Consider the following 15575-nt stretch of genomic DNA (forward strand, 5'->3'; position numbering starts at 1 on the left):
TGGATCGGGGTGGGGACGGTCGGTGCCGGGACGGTTCCCGCGCTCCGCCGTCGACGGGTCATCGGGGGTGCTGCTCGTCGCCTCCAGCCGGAGAGGGAGCCGCCGCGGATCGGGCACGAGCCAGACCGAGCAGCATCACCACGAGGGCGACCAGGATGCCGAGCAGCTCGAGTCCGCCCCGGGCGGCCTCCGCGATGATCCAGGACTCGGGGAGCACCGCGTGGAGGGCATGGACGGTCATCAGCTGACCGAGGACCGTCGGCAGCACGAGAGCGAGCGCCATGGCGAGCAGAGCGCCCCAGGCCGCGACGCGGAGCGGACGGTCACCGGTCGCGACGAGCAGCCCGCCGAGCAGGAGGGTGAGGGCCAGCAGCAGGGAGAACCCGGCGGCAGGGAGCCCGGCGAGCGCCGACGCCCGCAGGACCAGGCGCGCGACCCCGAGCAGCGCCGCATGACCGAGCAGCCCGGCCGCGAGCACCACCACCAGCACGAGAGCCAGCGGTCGCGGGGGCACACGCAGCGGGATCGCGGGGCCGCGGCGGCCGGGCTGCAGCACCAGCAGCAGGGCGAGGACGATGATCACCAGGGCGGCCGCCCCGTTGAGCACACCCCATGCCGTCTCGAGCGGGTCCAGCACCGAGCTCAGCGCCGTCGTCCCGTCGAGCGCGAGCAGGAGCCCCGTGTGGAGGGTGCCCGCTGCGGCGGCGATCCCGAACGCGAGCACGGCCAGGGCGAGCAGCAGGGCCGTCCGCAGACCCGGTCCGTCCGGGCGGGCGTGACGTCGCAGCAGCACCACGCTCGCGCCGGAGATCGCCGTCCAGGCCAGCGAGAGACCGATGAGCACGAGGGACAGCACCCCATCGAGCGGGACGCGACCCTCCCCCGGGAGGTGCAGCAGGATCAGCAGGAGCGCCTCCCCGCCGATCGTCGCCCCGGCGCCGAGCAGCGCGATCACGGCCGGTCCTCGGATGCCCGGCGGCGGGTCGGCACCGCCGTCCGACGTCGCGGGCGGAGTCCACGGACCTGGTGGCGGTGCCGGGGGGACGTGCTGGGGATCGTTGCTCATGATGTGGTGCTGCTCCCTGGAGGGACGCTCTGGGCAGACGACGAGCCGAGGGGAGGAGGACGGCGGGCGCCGTGCAGGAATGTTCTCATGCCCTGGTCCGCGGCGCGCCGTCCGGGCCGGAGACGCCATGGGATCATGGGCCCGTGACCGCTCAGAGTGCCGACCCCTCCGCCCCGCCCTCCCCGGCCGATGCCGGCTTCGAGATCCTCGCCCGCCAGGGGGCGAAGGCCCGGGCCGGGGTGATCACCACCCCGCACGGCGAGATCCGCACTCCGGCGTTCGTGCCCGTGGGCACCAAGGCCACCGTCAAGGCGGTGCTGCCGGAGTCGATGGGCGAGCTCGGCGCGCAGGCGCTGCTGGCCAACGCCTACCACCTCTATCTCCAGCCCGGCCACGACCTGATCGACGAGGCCGGCGGGCTGGGTGCCTTCATGAACTGGTCCGGTCCCACCTACACCGATTCCGGCGGCTTCCAGGTGATGAGCCTCGGGGCGGGCTTCAAGAAGGTGCTCTCCAGCGAGTTCTCCGGCGGGGAGACGGCGCGCACCGCCTCCGGGGAGGACGACGACGTCGCCGCGGGCAAGGAGCGCCTCGCCCATGTCGACGACGACGGCGTCACCTTCCGCTCCTTCATCAACGGCGACGAGCACCGCTTCACCCCCGAGATCTCGATGCAGATCCAGCACGGCCTGGGCGCGGACATCATGTTCGCCTTCGACGAGCTCACCACGCTCATGAACTCGCGCGGCTACCAGGAGCAGGCGCTCGAGCGCACCCGGCGGTGGGCGCTGCGCTGCCTCGCCGAGCACGCCGCCCTCACCGCCCAGCGCACCCACCGCCCCTACCAGCAGCTGTGGGGCGTCATCCAGGGGGCCCAGTACGAGGACCTGCGCCGCCGGGCCGCCCACGACCTCGGGACGATGGAGGTGGACGGCTGGTCCTTCGACGGCTTCGGCATCGGCGGGGCGCTCGAGAAGGAGAACCTGGGCACCATCGTGGGCTGGGTGACCGACGAGCTGCCCGAGGACCGGCCCCGCCACCTGCTGGGCATCAGCGAGGTCGACGACCTGTTCGTCGCGATCGCCGCGGGCGCCGACACCTTCGACTGCGTCTCCCCGTCCCGGGTGGCGCGCAACAGCGCCGTCTACACCGCGACCGGCCGCGTGAACCTCACCGGCTCGCGGTACCGCCGCCAGTTCGCGCCGATCGACGAGACCTGCGACTGCTACACCTGCACCCACTACACCGCGGCGTACGTCCACCACCTGTTCCGTGCCAAGGAGATGCTCTCCTCGACGCTGTGCACGATCCACAACGAGCGCTTCGTGGTGCGTCTGGTGGACCGGATCCGCGCCGCGCTCCTCAGCGGCGACTTCGACGCGCTGCGGGAGGAGACCACCGGCACCTACTACGGCGCGCCGCGGTGAGATCGTGAGCACCGAGGCACCCGACGCCCACGACGCGCCCGATCTCCCGACGGCCTTCGGCGCGGCCGTGGCGCTGGGAGCCCTCGCCGGGCTTTGCGCCCTGCTGGCCGAGCACCTCCTGCTCGGTGCGCTGCGCCTGGCCGCCGGGGTGCTCGCGGGCGCCGCCCTCGGCGTCCTCCTCCTCGTGCTCCTGTCCGTGCGCCTCGCACCGCGGCCGCGCCGCCTGGCGGCGGCGGGCCTCGCCGTCGTCCTGGCCCTGGCGCTCACGGTGCCCGCGGTCCTCGCCACCCGCCCGGGCCCCCTCGAGGACCGTGCGACGCTCACCCTCGAGGCCCTCGGCGAGGGCGATGTCGTCCACTCCCTGCCCTCCCGCGGCTCCCCGGTGCTGGTCCGGCGGGCGGACGGCAGTGCCGAGATCCTCCTGGAGGAGGAGGTGCGCACCCTCGACGCCGACCCCGGCGACGTCCTGGCCCTCTCCGCGGACGGGGACCGCCTGCTGCAGGCCGCGGGATCCAGCACGACGGTGCATTCCCTGGACGCGACCGCGACCGCGCCTCCCGAGGCGCCGTTCCCGGAGCTCGAGGTGGAGGGCTCGCCGGTGGCCCTCGACGGGGACCTGCTGGTGGTGCAGCGCTGCGAGGGGGAGCTCTGCCGTCTCAGCGGCATCGACCTCTCCGCCCCGGACGAGGTCCTGTGGACGCTCTCCGGGTCCTCCGGGGACCGGGGTCCCGATCCCGCCGGGCTCGCGGTCCCCGCCCGTGCCGAGCGGCCGCCGGGACTGCTCGACGCCGCGCGGGCCACGGGCGTGCTGCCCGCGGTGCCGCTGCGCTTCGACCCCGCGCAGGGCTGGTTCCAGATCGATCCCGCCACCGGATTCCCCCTCGGCCGGCTCCTCGCCGGGCCCGAGGAGGAGTGCCGCCTCGCGGTCACCGCCTCGCCGCCCGCTCTCGAGGATCCGCTGGTCCAGGAGCCGATGGTGCTCACGGCCTGCTCCGCCGAGGACGGCGCGCTGCGGGCGGCCGCGCACCGGGACGGGGAGCGGGTGTGGGAGTCCGAGGTCTCGCCGGCGGGCACCTGGACCGTGCGCCTGGACCAGGGACGGGTGATCGCCGCCGGCACCGAGGAGGGGACCTCCGCGAGCGGGGAGATGGTCGCCTCCGAGCGGAGCGGGGAGTGGACCCCTCCCGGTGCCGACGGCCTCGCGCCGGCGAGCGCCGCCACCGCGCGGCTCGGGATCGACGGGGCGCGGATGATCCTCGCCACCGAGGACTCGCAGCTGGTCGCCTACGACACGGCCGACGGCACCGCTCTGTGGACGCTGCCGCTCCCCGGCTCCGGCGCGGGGATGCGGGGTGAGCTGCGGGTGGGCACCGCCGTGGTGCTCGATCCCGTGGAGCGGCGGCGGCCGCTGGACCCGCGCGGCGCGCAGCGGCTGCGGGTGGTCGATGCGGCCACCGGCGAGGTCGCCGTCACCGCGGCGACCGCCGAGGAGGTGCGCGAGGTCCGCGCCCTCGGCGGCGGCCGCGCCCTGGTCACCGTCGGCGACCGGAGCCTCCTGCTGGGCCCCTAGCGGGGCGGCTCAGGCGCCGAGCTTCCTGCGCGCGGTGGAGTACACCAGGAAGGAGGCGTAGAGCATGACCGCGCCCATCACCAGCACGCGCAGCATGTCGATGCCCGAGGACACGCGGTAGGTGGTCGCGGAGAGCCCCGTCGCGGCCGGGTCCTGGAAGGCCATCGCCCCGGCGATGAAGCCGACGACGAAGCTGAGGATCCAGTACAGGACCACCGAGACCGGGATCGAGGCGGCCACGACGATCCCGCCCACGCGCGCCCTGCCGCGGCCGATGACCGCGGCGGCGATGCCGACGCCGATCACCACCAGGCTCAGCACGATGTTCGCGATGAACAGCAGGATCGTCACGAGGCTGGCGCCGATCGCGACGCCGCCGGGCTCCAGCGACTCGTCGGCGAGGTTCTCCGCCATGACCAGCGAGGCGAGGTCCACGCCGAGGCGGACCAGCAGCAGCAGGGCCGAGCCGACGAGCAGGGTGATGCCCAGGAGCTTCACCCGGCCCCAGTTCACCTGCTCGGCCGGGGCGAACTGCGGGGCGCCGGCCGGTCCCGGCGCACCCGGGTAGCCGGGGCCCGGTGCCCCGGGGTACCCGGGCCCCTGGGCGCCGGGGCCGGGCGCTCCGGGGTAGCCGGGTGCCGGCGAGGGCTGTCCCCACTGCGGGGCGGGGGAGGGCGGCGGATTCTGGCCGCCCTGGTCCCACTGGGGCTGCTGTCCGTATCCCTGGGTCATGGGTCTCCGTTCACGGGGTGGTCGAGGGCACTGCGGGCTGCGGTGCTCCGGGGTCCGGGCCGTCCCGGGGGACGGCGCCGCGCGGGCGGGCGGCGCTGCCGCGGCACCCAGTGCGTACCCCTGGCTCCTGCGATCCCCCCGAGAGGCCCCCGGCGGCGCCATGGCGACGCCGGACCCAGCGTATCGGTCGGGTCGGCGTCGCCGCGCGGTCGCGTCTGCGGAGGGTGAGCGCTCAGCGCCCGGGGGAAGCCAGGTGCAGGCGGAGGGTCTCCTCGTGCGCGTCCAGCACGTACTCCGGCAGCGGCAGCGGGCCGCAGGCCGCCGAGCCCACGCCGTGCAGCGCGGCCGAGGCCGTCACCCAGGTGCGGCCGTCGGGGCGGAGCGCGCCGTCGTGCGCGCGGGCGTCCAGCTCCGCGGTGGACCACGGGCGGACCGCGAGCCCGAACGGCTCCGGGGCCCGCAGCTCGAGCGTGCCTCCCACGCCGCTCAGCACGGCGCGGACCACCCCGGCTCGATTCCCGTTCTCCTGCGGGAACACGTAGGGGACCTGCAGGTCCGCGACGGAGGAGCGCCAGGTGGCGAAGGTGGTGCCGCCGCCGGTGTCGGGGTAGGACTCGTGCGGACCGAAGCCGTCGTACTCCACCTGGTCCGGCGCCGCGGGCAGGGCGAAGGTCCAGCCGATCCGCGGCAGCGGGAGGTCCCGCGGCCAGAAGGCGGCCGGGGTGACGGTGAGCTCGAGGTCCACGCCGTCCACGTCGCCGCGCCAGCGCTCGACGACGTCGGCCCCCAGCGCCGAGCCGTCCAGCCCCAGCCGGGTGCGGATCACGAGCTCCTCGCCGTCGGCCTCGATCCCGACCAGCCGGCGGCGGGCCACGTCCAGCCCGATCCGCTTCCAGCGCGCCTCGAGCGGGTTCCGGGTCCGAGCCCCCTCGTTGTCCACGGGGGCGCGGTACAGGTCCGCCCCGGCGTGCTCGATCCCGAGGTCGCCCAGGCCCACCAGGCGCCCCAGATCGTCGAAGCGGGCCGGGCCCAGACGCCAGGCCCCGTCGGCCTCCTGCTGCGGGGCGAGGGCGGGCGCCGCCGGGACCGCCGTCGCGGCGGCCAGTCGCTGCGCGTCCACGTGCGAGGCGGCGACCACCTCGTGCCCGGCCGGCACCGGGCCCTCGGCCTCCCGCGTCAGCAGGCGCACCGTGACCGCGGCGTGCTCGCCCGTCGGCAGCGGCACCTCACCGCTCTGCCCCGGGGTGAGCGCCGGCAGCGCCAGCTCCTGCCAGGTGGCCTGCTGGTCGAGGGAGACCTCGGCCCGCAGCCGCGACAGGTCGCTGAAGGCGTAGCGGTTGGTCAGACGCGCCGTGGTCGCGGAGACCTCGAGGCCGACGGGGGAGTAGTGGTGCTTGGCGTCCAGCAGCGCCGGGGAGGGGGTCCGGTCCGGCAGCACCAGCCCGTCGGCCACGAAGTTGCCGTCGTGCAGGCGCTCCCCGAAGTCGCCGCCGTAGCCGAAGATCTCGTTCCCCTCGGCGTCGTGGGTGAGCAGGCCGTGGTCGATCCACTCCCAGATGAAGCCGCCGTGGAGGGCCGGGTACTGCTCGGTGAGCGCCATGTACTCCTTCAGGGACCCGGCGCCGTTGCCCATCGCATGGGCATACTCGATCCACAGGAACGGCTTGCTCAGCGCCGGCGGGTCCGCGAAGTGGCCGTCCGGCACGTCCAGGGCGAAGCTGCGCAGCATCCGCGTGAGCTTGTCCTGGTACTCCGCGGAGAGCTCCCGCCGGCCGATCTGCTCCGACTCCTCGACCGAGGAGTACATGAGGGAGAAGACGTCGACGTAGGAGGCGGAGTAGTCCTGCTCGTAGATGACGGGGCGGGTGGGGTCGGTGGCGCGGACCCGCTCGACCATCGCCTCGGTGACCGGGCCGCTGGCCGCCTCGTTGCCGATCGACCACATGACGATCGAGGCATGGTTGCGGTCGCGGCGCACGAAGCGGTCGCTGCGCTCGACCAGCGACTGCTCGAACTGCGGGTCGAGCGCAGGGCCCTCCGCGGCGCCGGTGGCGTCCTCGCCCCAGGTGGAATCGGCGTGGAAGCCATGGGTCTCGAAGTCGCCCTCGCAGATCACGTACAGCCCGGCCTCGTCGCACACGTCGAGGAAGCGCTGGTGGGGCGGGTAGTGAGAGGTGCGCACGGCGTTGAGGTTGTGCTGCTTCATGAGTGCGACGTCGAGGTCCTGGTTCTCCAGGTGCTGGGTGCGGCCGACGACGGGATCCGCCTCGTGCCGGTTCACGCCGCGGAAGACGATCCGCTCGCCGTTGACGCGGAAGATCTCCCCGTCCACCTCGACGCGGCGGAAGCCCAGGCGGAGACTCACCGTCTCCGTCTCCGTGCGGACCGTCGCCGCGTACAGGTGCGGGTCCTCGGCGGACCAGGGGCGGACCTGCTCGATGACGGTCTCGGTGCCGTCGGCCGGAGCGGTGAGGCCCAGGCCCGGCACCTCGACGGTGGCCGGGACGCTCTCGCCGTCGGGGCCGACGGCGGTGGCGCGGAGCAGGCCGCGCCCGGTGGCGGGGTCGAAGTCCGCGAGCGTGACCAGGTCGTGGATGCCGCCGGCGGGGCGCAGCAGCAGGTCCACGCTGCGGAAGATGCCGGAGGCCCACCACATGTCCTGGTCCTCGACGTAGGTGTTCACCGACCACTGCACCACGCGCACGTCGAGCCGGTGCTCGCCGGGGGCGGCCAGCGCGCCGGTGACGTCGAACTCCTGGGTCAGGCGGGAGCCGGCGGTCACGCCGATCTCCTCCCCGTCGATCCACACCTTCGCCGCGGAGTCCACGCCCTGGAAGCGCAGCAGCACGCGGCCGCCGCGGCCCAGCTCCTCGGCCCAGTCCTGCGGGACGGTGAGGGAGCGGGAGTAGTGCCCGGTGGGGTTCTCGTCCGGCACGTGCGGGACGTCGCGCGGGATGGGGTAGATGACGTTGGTGTACTGCGGGGCGCCGTAGCCCTGGAACTGCCACAGGCCCGGCACCTCGATGGGTGCGGCCTCGCCGAGGTCGGAGCCGTCGGCCCGGGTGCCGTAGCGGAAGTCCCAGGTCCCGTCGAGGCTGAGCGCGGGGGCGTCGGTGGCCAGGTGGGCGCGGCCGCGCAGGCGGCCCCGTCCGGCCGGGAGCTCCTCCCACCAGCGGTCGGTGCGGTCGGTCGCGGGCACGGTGGTGGTCATCCGGCTGGCTCCTCGTCGAGTGTCGTCCCGGTCGGGGACGTGTCGTGAACGTTCACGGACGAGCCTACCCGGCAGTGCCGGGGGCGGGGAGGGGCGACGGCGCACCCGACTCCTCGCGACGCGCCTGGCGCAGGCAGGTTCACCGTGGAATTCGGGGTCGATACCACGGTGAACCTGCCTGCGGCGGAGGCGCGCTGCCGTGGGGCCGGCGCCGCCACACCGTGACGCTCACGGTCGCCGCCAGACCTGCGGCGCCCGCCAGGAACAGGAGCACGATGCCGGGCCCGCCCAGGGACTTCAGGACCAGGAGATGTCCGGTCACCGCGACCAGGAGCAGCAGGCCCGCGCTGATCAGGGTGCCGGCCAGCGCGATCCACCGCCGTGCGACAGGGCTCGTCCCGCGGCCGGCGGCCGCCAAGGTGATGAGCCGGAGGGCTGCGACCATCGCCGCCGCCCCACAGGCCGCGGCGAGCCCCGCGGCCACGGCGTAGGCCGCGGCGGCATCGGCCACCTCGTGGTATTGCCGACCCATCGCGAGCGCGGTGAGGGGCAGGAGGTCCGTGAGCAGGAGGAATCCCAGCCCCAGGGTCACGGCTGCGAACTGGGCGAGGCGCCGTGCGAACGCTGTCATGCCACCGACCGTAGGACGCCCTGCGCGAGGCGGCGCGGGCGGGCGCAGATCTTCACCCGCTCTCCATGGCCCGCCGCGGCGGCAGCGGACCCGACGCCGCGCAACGCGCCTGATGCAGGCAGGTTCACCGTGGAATTCGGGGTCGATACCACGGTGAACCTGCCTGCGGCGGAGGCGCGCTGCCGTGGGGCCGGCGCCGTCGGGCGGTCATCGCGCCCCGGCTCGCCCCCGGACCGAGCCGCACGCACCGCGCCGGTACACTCGCCCGGGTGACCACGACCGAGCCGAACCGGTGGACCGACCGCCGCAGCGACGCCGTGTCCGCGCGCAAGGAGTCCTACGAGCAGCTGCGCCGGGCCAGCACCTGGCGACTGCTCGCGGCGACCAAGGCCCCCGCCGTCCTCGCGATCCTGCAGTCCACCTTCCCCGCCGGGGACCGTCGGCTGCCGCGCAGCGAGCTCGTCGCCCGGGTGGGCGCGCACCTCGCGCTGCTGCACGACGACGAGCCCGCGACGGGCCCCGGCGCCGCGGCGCCCACCGGCGCGGACGTGGAGGACGAGGAGGCCGGCCGCGGGGGCCGCAGCGCCGCCGAGTACGTCGACGCCTGGGTGCGCGAGGGCTATCTGACCCGCCGTGACGATCCGCACCACACCGAGACCACCTTCGAGCCCTCCCCGGCGACGATCGACGCGATCCAGTTCATCGCCTCGCTCGAGGAGCACCGGCCCACCACCACCGAGTCGCGCCTGACCCTCGTGGTCCAGCAGTTCGAGCGCCTCGCCGAGGAGACCGAGACCGACCGCGACGTGCGCCTGGCCGACCTCCAGCGCCGCCGCGAGCGCATCGAGGCCGAGATCCGCGAGCTCGCCGAGGGCGAGCTGATGCTGCCCAGCTCCGAGGCCTCGACCGACCGCCTCCGCGACATCCTGCAGATCGCCGCCGAGCTCTCCGGCGACTTCCTCCAGTACCGCGAGGACCTGCGCGCCGTCGACCTTCGCCTGCGCGAGCAGATCCTCTCCCCGGAGGGGTCGCGCGGGGAGATCCTCGAGCAGCTTCTGGCCGGCGACGACCTGCTGGGGCAGTCCACCGTGGGCCGCACCTTCACGGCCTTCTTCCGCATGCTCAACGACCCCGCCCAGACCCGTGCCACGCAGGAGCTGGTGGACCGCCTGCTGGAGCGGGACTTCTCCCACGCGCTGGGCCGCGACGAGCGGGAGCGACTCGCGAACGTCTTCAGCGACCTCTACGAGCCGGCGCAGGAGGTCCTCGACGTCAAGACCGAGCTGTACCGCTCGCTCGCCCGCTTCGTCCGCTCCCAGGACTTCCGTCAGCACCGGGTGCTGCTCGAGGCGCTCCAGGAGGCCCAGGGCCTGGCACTGGCCCAGAAGGACGAGGTCCCCACCCGCACGCCCTTCCCGCTCGCGCCGGACCTGTCCCGGGTGCAGCTGTCCTCGGTGTCCCAGCACCGGCTGAAGGACCCCACCGATCCGGGAGCCCCGGCCGAGGCCGAGGTGCACGATGCGACCGCCCTCAGCGTCGAGGTGCTGCAGGACCTGGTGCGCACGAACGACATCGACGTGGTGGGCCTGACCGTGAACGTCAACGAGGTGCGCGGGCGCAGCGGCCAGGCCTCGATCGGCGACATCCTGCGCGAGAAGCCCGCGGACCAGGGGCTCGCGAGCGTGATCGGCCTGATGTTCCTGGCCACGAACCACGCTCAGGCGCGCGAGGGCTCCACCGAGATCGTCACCTGGCGCGAGCTGGACGGCAGCGACTACGCGGCCAAGGTCCCCACCTTCTACTTCCTCGAGGACGTGCCCGTCGACTGACCCGCGGGGGGTCCGCTCAGGGCTCCTGGGTCTCCTCGAGCTCCGCGAGGGTGGCGCGGGAGCGCTCGCGCAGCTGCTCCAGGTCCGTCCCGAACTGCGCCATTCGGCAGCCGCGACCGTTGGGCTTGACGACGATGCCCTCGGCCTCCCAGCGGGGCAACGCCCGGGCCAGCAGTGGATGGTCGCCGTCGCTGTTGGTGACGCGCCACCAGGGCACGCCACCGCCCCAGATGCGCAGGATCCGCCCCACCAGGCGCGGCCCGACGCCCACGATCGACCCCACCTCGCCGTAGGCGGCGACCTGCCCGGGCGGGATCGCCTCGACCACGCGCAGCACGCGCTCGACGGTCAGGTCGTCCATCCGGGTCCGCGGTGCATCGGAGGTCATAGGGGCCAGTGTCCCAGGGTCCGTGTCACACTCTGCGACATGGCTTCCGCTTATGGGTCCCATAACCTACGGTGGGTCGAATGATTCTCACCGGCCTCCTCGTCGGCGCCGCGCTCGGCTACGTGCTGCAGCGTTCCCGCTTCTGCGTGACCGGCGCCTTCCGCGACCTGTACCTCACCCGCTCAACCCGCTACTTCACGCCGTTCATGCTGGCGATCGCCATCCAGGCCGTCGGCGTCGCCGCGCTCACCAGCGCCGGCGTGCTCGCCCCCGAGGCCGCGTCCTTCGCGCCGGTGGCGGTGATCGTCGGCGGTCTGCTGTTCGGGATCGGCATCATCTTCGCCGGAGGCTGCGCGACCGGCACCTACTATCGGGCGGGGGAGGGGCTCATCGGCTCCTGGGCCGCGCTGATCTTCTACGCCCTGTTCGCCGCGATCATGAAGTTCGGCCCGCTGGGCGCCTTCACCGAGGCGGCCCGCTCCCGCACCGTCGGCGAGGCGACGATCCAGGACACCCTCGGCGTGAGCCACTGGGTGCCCACCGTGATCTTCGCCGGGCTGGTCACCGCACTGGTGGTGTGGCAGGTGCGGCGCAACGCCGGCCGCCCCCGCGCCGCGCTCCCCGCCCGCCGCACGGGCCTCGGCCACTACCTCGCGGACATCCCCTGGTCCCCCTGGGTGGGCGGCGTGCTGCTGGGTCTCCTGGCGATCATCGCCTGGGTGACCTCCACCGCCTCCGGCCGCAACGGCGGCCTCGGCATCACCACGCCGTCGGCGAAGATCGTCACCTACCTCACCACCGGGGACATCACCCTGGTGGACTGGTCGGTCATGCTCGTGCTCGGCATCCTGGTGGGTTCCTTCATCGCGGCGAAGCTCTCCGGGGAGTTCCGCTGGCGCGTCCCCGATGCGCGCACCATCCTGCGCAGCGTGGGCGGCGGTGCCCTGATGGGCGTGGGCGCCGCGCTCGCCGGCGGCTGCACCATCGGCAACTCCCTCGTGGAGACCAGCCTGTTCAGCTACCAGGGCTGGGTCTCGCTGGTCGCCATCGTCCTGGGCACCTGGGGCGCCGCCTGGCTCCTCATGGTGCGTCCGCAGAAGGCCGCGGCCGCCTCGCGCCCGGCCCCCACCCTCACCCCCGCCGCCTGAGCGGCATTCCCGACACCGACTCCCAGGAGGACGTCCCATGGCCGCCTACACCCTCGAGACCAACGGCGCCGTCTGCCCCTTCCCGCTGATCGACGCGAAGCAGGCGATGGAGCAGCTGAGCACCGGCGACGACCTGATCATCGGCTTCGACTGCACCCAGGCCACCGACTCGCTCCCGCAGTGGGCGGCGGAATCCGGCCACGAGGTCGTCGCCTTCGACCGCACCGGGGACGCCGGCTGGACGATCACGGTGCGCAAGGGCGTCTGAGCCCGCGGCGTCGCGACGGCCCGGGACCTTCCGCGCGAGGGTCCCGGGCCGTTCGTCCGCGCGGCGTGCTCAGGCGGCCGCACCCTCCGGCCGGGGTGCGGCGAGGGACCGCGCCAGCACGGCGAAGACCAGCGCGCACAGCGCGTGCACGCAGAACACGACCATCAGCGAGCGGTCCAACCGCGCGGCCTCTCCCTCGGATCCCGCGAGGGACCAGAACACGCCGCCCAGCAGGGCCACCCCGAGGGCCAGGCCCAGCTGCTGGCAGGTGGTGAACAGACCGCTGGCGACACCGGCCGCCCCGTGCGGCGCCCGGGAGATCACCGTCTGCAGGACCGGGCCGTACATGCACGCCTGCGCGACGCCCAACGGGACCAGCGCCCACTGCAGGGAGAGCAGGTCGTCGTGCCCGGTGCCGGCCAATGCCGCGATCAGCAGCAGGATCGCCGCCTGGGCGAGGGCCGCCCGCGTCATGGTGCGCGGGCCCGCGCCGGGCAGCAGGCGCGGCAGGGCCACCGAGGTCGCCACGAAGGTGATGCCGAAGCCGAGCACCAGCAGGGCGGGTCCCAGAGCGCCCATCCCGTAGCGGGCCTGGGCCAGGGACGAGAGCTCGTACAGGAACGCGCCGTAGGTGGTGAAGAACAGCAGCGCCATGAGCAGCCCGCGCCGCACCACCGTGATCCGCAGCAGCGACGGGGGCACCACGGGGGTGATGCCGGCGCGCTCCGCACGCCGCTGCAGGGTCCAGAAGACCACCAGCAGCGCGCCCCCGGCGGCGAGGCCGAGGACGGACCACGGCGGCCAGCCCGCCGAGCGTCCCAGGGTCAGCGGCACCACGAGCAGCAGGAGGCTCGCGCCCAGCACGGAGGCGCCGAGGGCGTCCATCGCCGGAGGGGTCGAGGAGCGCGAGCGCGGCACCGCCGGCAGCCCCAGCACCCCCACGAGGGCGATGGCGCCGATCAGCACCTGCACCGCGCGCCATCCCAGGTGCTCGGGCAACGCGGTCGCCACCACCCCGGCGAGCACCTGGCCCAGCACGGTGCTCACCCCGGCCATCGCGGCGAACACCATCAGCCCCTGCGTGCGCCGGGACCCGGTCGCGGTGGACTGGATCGTCGCGAGCACCTGCGGGGTCAGCAGGCCTGCCGCGATGCCGAGCGCCGCTCGCAGCACCACGGTGGAGGCCAGATCGGGGGCGAGCGCCGCGGCGACGCTCAGCACCACCGTCGCCAGGGCGCCGATCGCGAGCAGGCGCCGCCGGCCCCAGCGGTCCCCGAGGCGGCCGGCGATGACGAGCGTGGCCGCGAAGGTGGTGGTGTACGCCGCCAGCACGAGCTGCTGACCGGCGTCGTCGGTCCCGAGGTCGGCCCCGAGGGCGTCGGCGAGCACGTTCAGGGAGCCGAAGGTGACGTTGACCGGCATGTAGGCGATCAGCAGCACGGCCAGGCCGCGTGTGCTCAGCGGCGCAGGAGGTGCCGGGGAGAGGGGAGCGGTGGGTGGGGAGAGGGTCATGACGACACCCTCGCGAGCAGCGGATCCTGTGACCAGGAGTCCGTTCATCCCGGTACCAGCACCACCTGGCTGCGCCGCCGGGCGGGGTGCACACTGGTGCGCATGGAGCAGTCCGAGGCACGACGCAAGGAGCTCGGCGCCTTCCTGCGCGCCCGGCGGGAGGCGGTCACGCCGCAGCAGGCGGGGCTTCCGGACCTGGGACGGCGGCGCACGCCCGGGCTGCGTCGCGAGGAGGTGGCCCAGCTCGCCGGCATCGGCGCCACCTGGTACACCTGGCTCGAGCAGGGCCGTGCGGCCGGTGTCTCCGACCAGGTGCTGGAGGCCGTGGCCCGGGTGCTGCGCCTGAGCGAGGCCGAGCGCCGCCACATGCTGGTCCTCGCCGACCGCTCCCCGGCGCTCCCGGAGCCCCCGCTCACCCTGGGCCCCGAGCACCTCGCCGTGCTCGAGCAGCTGCTGCCGTTCCCGGCCGCCATCCAGGACGACGCCTACGAGATCGTCGCCACCAACCGCGCCTACCGCTTCCTGTTCAGCGATCTGGACGCGTATCCGGTCCAGGAGCGCAACTGCGCCTGGCTGATGTTCACCGACCCCGTCTGGCGCGGGAGCCTGGTCGAGGAGGAGCGGGTCCTGCCCGAGATCGTCGGACGGCTGCGGGCGCATCGGGCCGAGCACCACGGGGGCCCGCGCTGGAGCGAGCTCGTCGAGCGCCTGAGCGCGCGGTCGGAGGACTTCCGACAGCTGTGGGGGCAGCGCGAGGTCGCCGACGAGGGGTCCCGCCTGCGCGCCTACCGCTCGCCGCGCGCGGGGCTGCTGAGCGTCCACTTCCAGAGCCTGTGGATCGATCCGCGCCGCGGCACGCGCCTGGTGGTCATGTCCCCGGCCGACACGGCCACGCGGGAGCGCCTCGAGCGCCATGCCGCTCTGCTGGAGGCGGCGCCGGCGTGGACGGCCCGGGAGGGCGTCGCCGCCTCGCTCGCGAGCTGAGGACCGACCCGCGTCGCGGGGCCCCGGTAGGGTGGGTCCCCGTGATGACCTCCGCACCCCGCCGCGACGCCGACGCCCTCGAGCCGCTCGAGGACGGTGCCCCCTCCGCGACCGGCTCCGCGCTGGTCGACGACTCCCGCCGGGTCCTCGTCCACCTGCTCCAGGGGCCGTTCATGGACGGCCGCCGGGACAGCGCCCGCTACGCCCAGCTGCTGCGGGACCGGGCCGCGATCGAGGCGCGCCTGGCGGACCTCTTCCTCGAGCTCGTCGTGGACGACGACGCGCAGGTCGCCTTCGTGCGCCAGAGCGAGGAGGACCCGGACGCCCCCAAGCTGCTGCGGCGCCTGACCGGCCTGAACCGCCTGGACTCGGTGCTGCTGCTGGTGCTGCGGCAGATGCTGCTGACCCAGTCCGCGCGCGGACAGCGCACCGTGGTCTCCGAGGCCGAGCTCCAGCAGGCGCTCGCCGCCTACCGCCGGACCACCTCGACGGACGAGGCCGGCTTCGCCAAGGAGGTCCGCGCCGCGATCGCGAAGGTCCAGCGGGCCGGCCTGCTCGACGAGCAGGGCGACGACTACGAGGTCTCCCCGGTGCTGCGCCTGATGATCGGCCCCGACACCGCCCGGGAGTTCATCGCCCTGTACCGCGAGGCCGGGGTGGGCGGCCTCGAGGACCCGGGCGACGAGTCCGACGACGGCGACGCCGTCGCGGTCGCCGAGCGCGCCGCCCCCGGCGCGGACTGAGCGGCGCGCCCCGGGCGCCGTGTGATCAGCGGCACGCCGGAGCGTCACGGCAATTGTGCACCGCCG

The 15575-nt window shown here is 74.4% G+C and carries 13 protein-coding genes; 7 read left to right on the plus strand and 6 right to left on the minus strand.

The genetic code is table 11. The features are described 5' to 3' along the window. Nucleotides 1–58: 58 nt before the first annotated feature. The gene (locus tag CXH06_RS02085; protein ID WP_114853508.1) at nucleotides 59–955 is read right to left on the minus strand and encodes a hypothetical protein; all 897 of its coding nucleotides are present in this window, start codon (nucleotides 953–955) and stop codon (nucleotides 59–61) included. 254 nt (nucleotides 956–1209) lie between these two features. On the opposite strand from CXH06_RS02085, the gene tgt reads away from it, so the two are divergent. Then, nucleotides 1210–2493 (plus strand): tRNA guanosine(34) transglycosylase Tgt, encoded by a 1284-nt coding sequence (gene tgt / locus CXH06_RS02090; protein ID WP_114853509.1) that lies wholly within the window; start codon nucleotides 1210–1212, stop codon nucleotides 2491–2493. Nucleotides 2494–2497: 4 nt separating this feature from the next. Further along, the gene (locus CXH06_RS02095; protein ID WP_114853510.1) at nucleotides 2498–4063 is read left to right on the plus strand and encodes a PQQ-binding-like beta-propeller repeat protein; all 1566 of its coding nucleotides are present in this window, start codon (nucleotides 2498–2500) and stop codon (nucleotides 4061–4063) included. 9 nt (nucleotides 4064–4072) lie between these two features. Here CXH06_RS02095 and CXH06_RS02100 read toward each other — a convergent pair whose 3' ends face one another. The 3 genes from CXH06_RS02100 to CXH06_RS02110 form a co-directional block, all read right to left on the minus strand. Further along, nucleotides 4073–4795: a hypothetical protein gene (locus tag CXH06_RS02100; protein WP_232820158.1), complete on the minus strand. Its 723-nt coding sequence runs from the start codon at nucleotides 4793–4795 to the stop codon at nucleotides 4073–4075. Nucleotides 4796–5027: 232 nt separating this feature from the next. Next, complete coding sequence (locus CXH06_RS02105) at nucleotides 5028–8006, minus strand: glycoside hydrolase family 2 TIM barrel-domain containing protein (RefSeq protein WP_114853512.1); 2979 nt, start codon at nucleotides 8004–8006, stop codon at nucleotides 5028–5030. A gap of 139 nt (nucleotides 8007–8145) precedes the next feature. Further along, nucleotides 8146–8637, minus strand: coding sequence for a DUF2975 domain-containing protein (locus tag CXH06_RS02110; protein ID WP_114853513.1), 492 nt, complete (start codon nucleotides 8635–8637; stop codon nucleotides 8146–8148). A gap of 269 nt (nucleotides 8638–8906) precedes the next feature. On the opposite strand from CXH06_RS02110, the gene CXH06_RS02115 reads away from it, so the two are divergent. Then, the gene (locus CXH06_RS02115) at nucleotides 8907–10466 is read left to right on the plus strand and encodes a DUF3375 domain-containing protein (RefSeq protein WP_114853514.1); all 1560 of its coding nucleotides are present in this window, start codon (nucleotides 8907–8909) and stop codon (nucleotides 10464–10466) included. Nucleotides 10467–10482: 16 nt separating this feature from the next. On the opposite strand, the gene CXH06_RS02120 is transcribed toward CXH06_RS02115, so the two are convergent. Further along, complete coding sequence (locus CXH06_RS02120) at nucleotides 10483–10854, minus strand: MGMT family protein (protein WP_114853515.1); 372 nt, start codon at nucleotides 10852–10854, stop codon at nucleotides 10483–10485. A gap of 80 nt (nucleotides 10855–10934) precedes the next feature. On the opposite strand from CXH06_RS02120, the gene CXH06_RS02125 reads away from it, so the two are divergent. After that, entirely contained in the window at nucleotides 10935–12002 is a 1068-nt protein-coding gene (locus CXH06_RS02125; protein ID WP_114853516.1) for a YeeE/YedE family protein, read from the plus strand. A 37-nt stretch (nucleotides 12003–12039) separates the two neighbouring features. Then, a complete protein-coding gene (locus CXH06_RS02130) occupies nucleotides 12040–12270 on the plus strand; it encodes a sulfurtransferase TusA family protein (RefSeq protein WP_114853517.1) in 231 nt (76 codons plus the stop codon). 69 nt (nucleotides 12271–12339) lie between these two features. On the opposite strand, the gene CXH06_RS02135 is transcribed toward CXH06_RS02130, so the two are convergent. Then, nucleotides 12340–13782: an MFS transporter gene (locus CXH06_RS02135; RefSeq protein ID WP_114853518.1), complete on the minus strand. Its 1443-nt coding sequence runs from the start codon at nucleotides 13780–13782 to the stop codon at nucleotides 12340–12342. A gap of 102 nt (nucleotides 13783–13884) precedes the next feature. On the opposite strand from CXH06_RS02135, the gene CXH06_RS02140 reads away from it, so the two are divergent. Together CXH06_RS02140 and CXH06_RS02145 are read left to right on the plus strand one after the other, a co-directional pair. Further along, nucleotides 13885–14766 carry a helix-turn-helix transcriptional regulator gene (locus CXH06_RS02140; protein ID WP_114853519.1) on the plus strand — a complete coding sequence of 294 codons (882 nt, stop codon included), beginning with the start codon at nucleotides 13885–13887 and terminating at the stop codon, nucleotides 14764–14766. Between the two features lie 44 nt (nucleotides 14767–14810). After that, the gene (locus CXH06_RS02145) at nucleotides 14811–15509 is read left to right on the plus strand and encodes a DUF4194 domain-containing protein (RefSeq protein ID WP_114853520.1); all 699 of its coding nucleotides are present in this window, start codon (nucleotides 14811–14813) and stop codon (nucleotides 15507–15509) included. Nucleotides 15510–15575 lie beyond the last annotated feature (66 nt).

It is taken from the genome of Brachybacterium sp. YJGR34 (genome assembly GCF_003347015.1).
Classification (GTDB): Bacteria; Actinomycetota; Actinomycetes; order Actinomycetales; family Dermabacteraceae; genus Brachybacterium.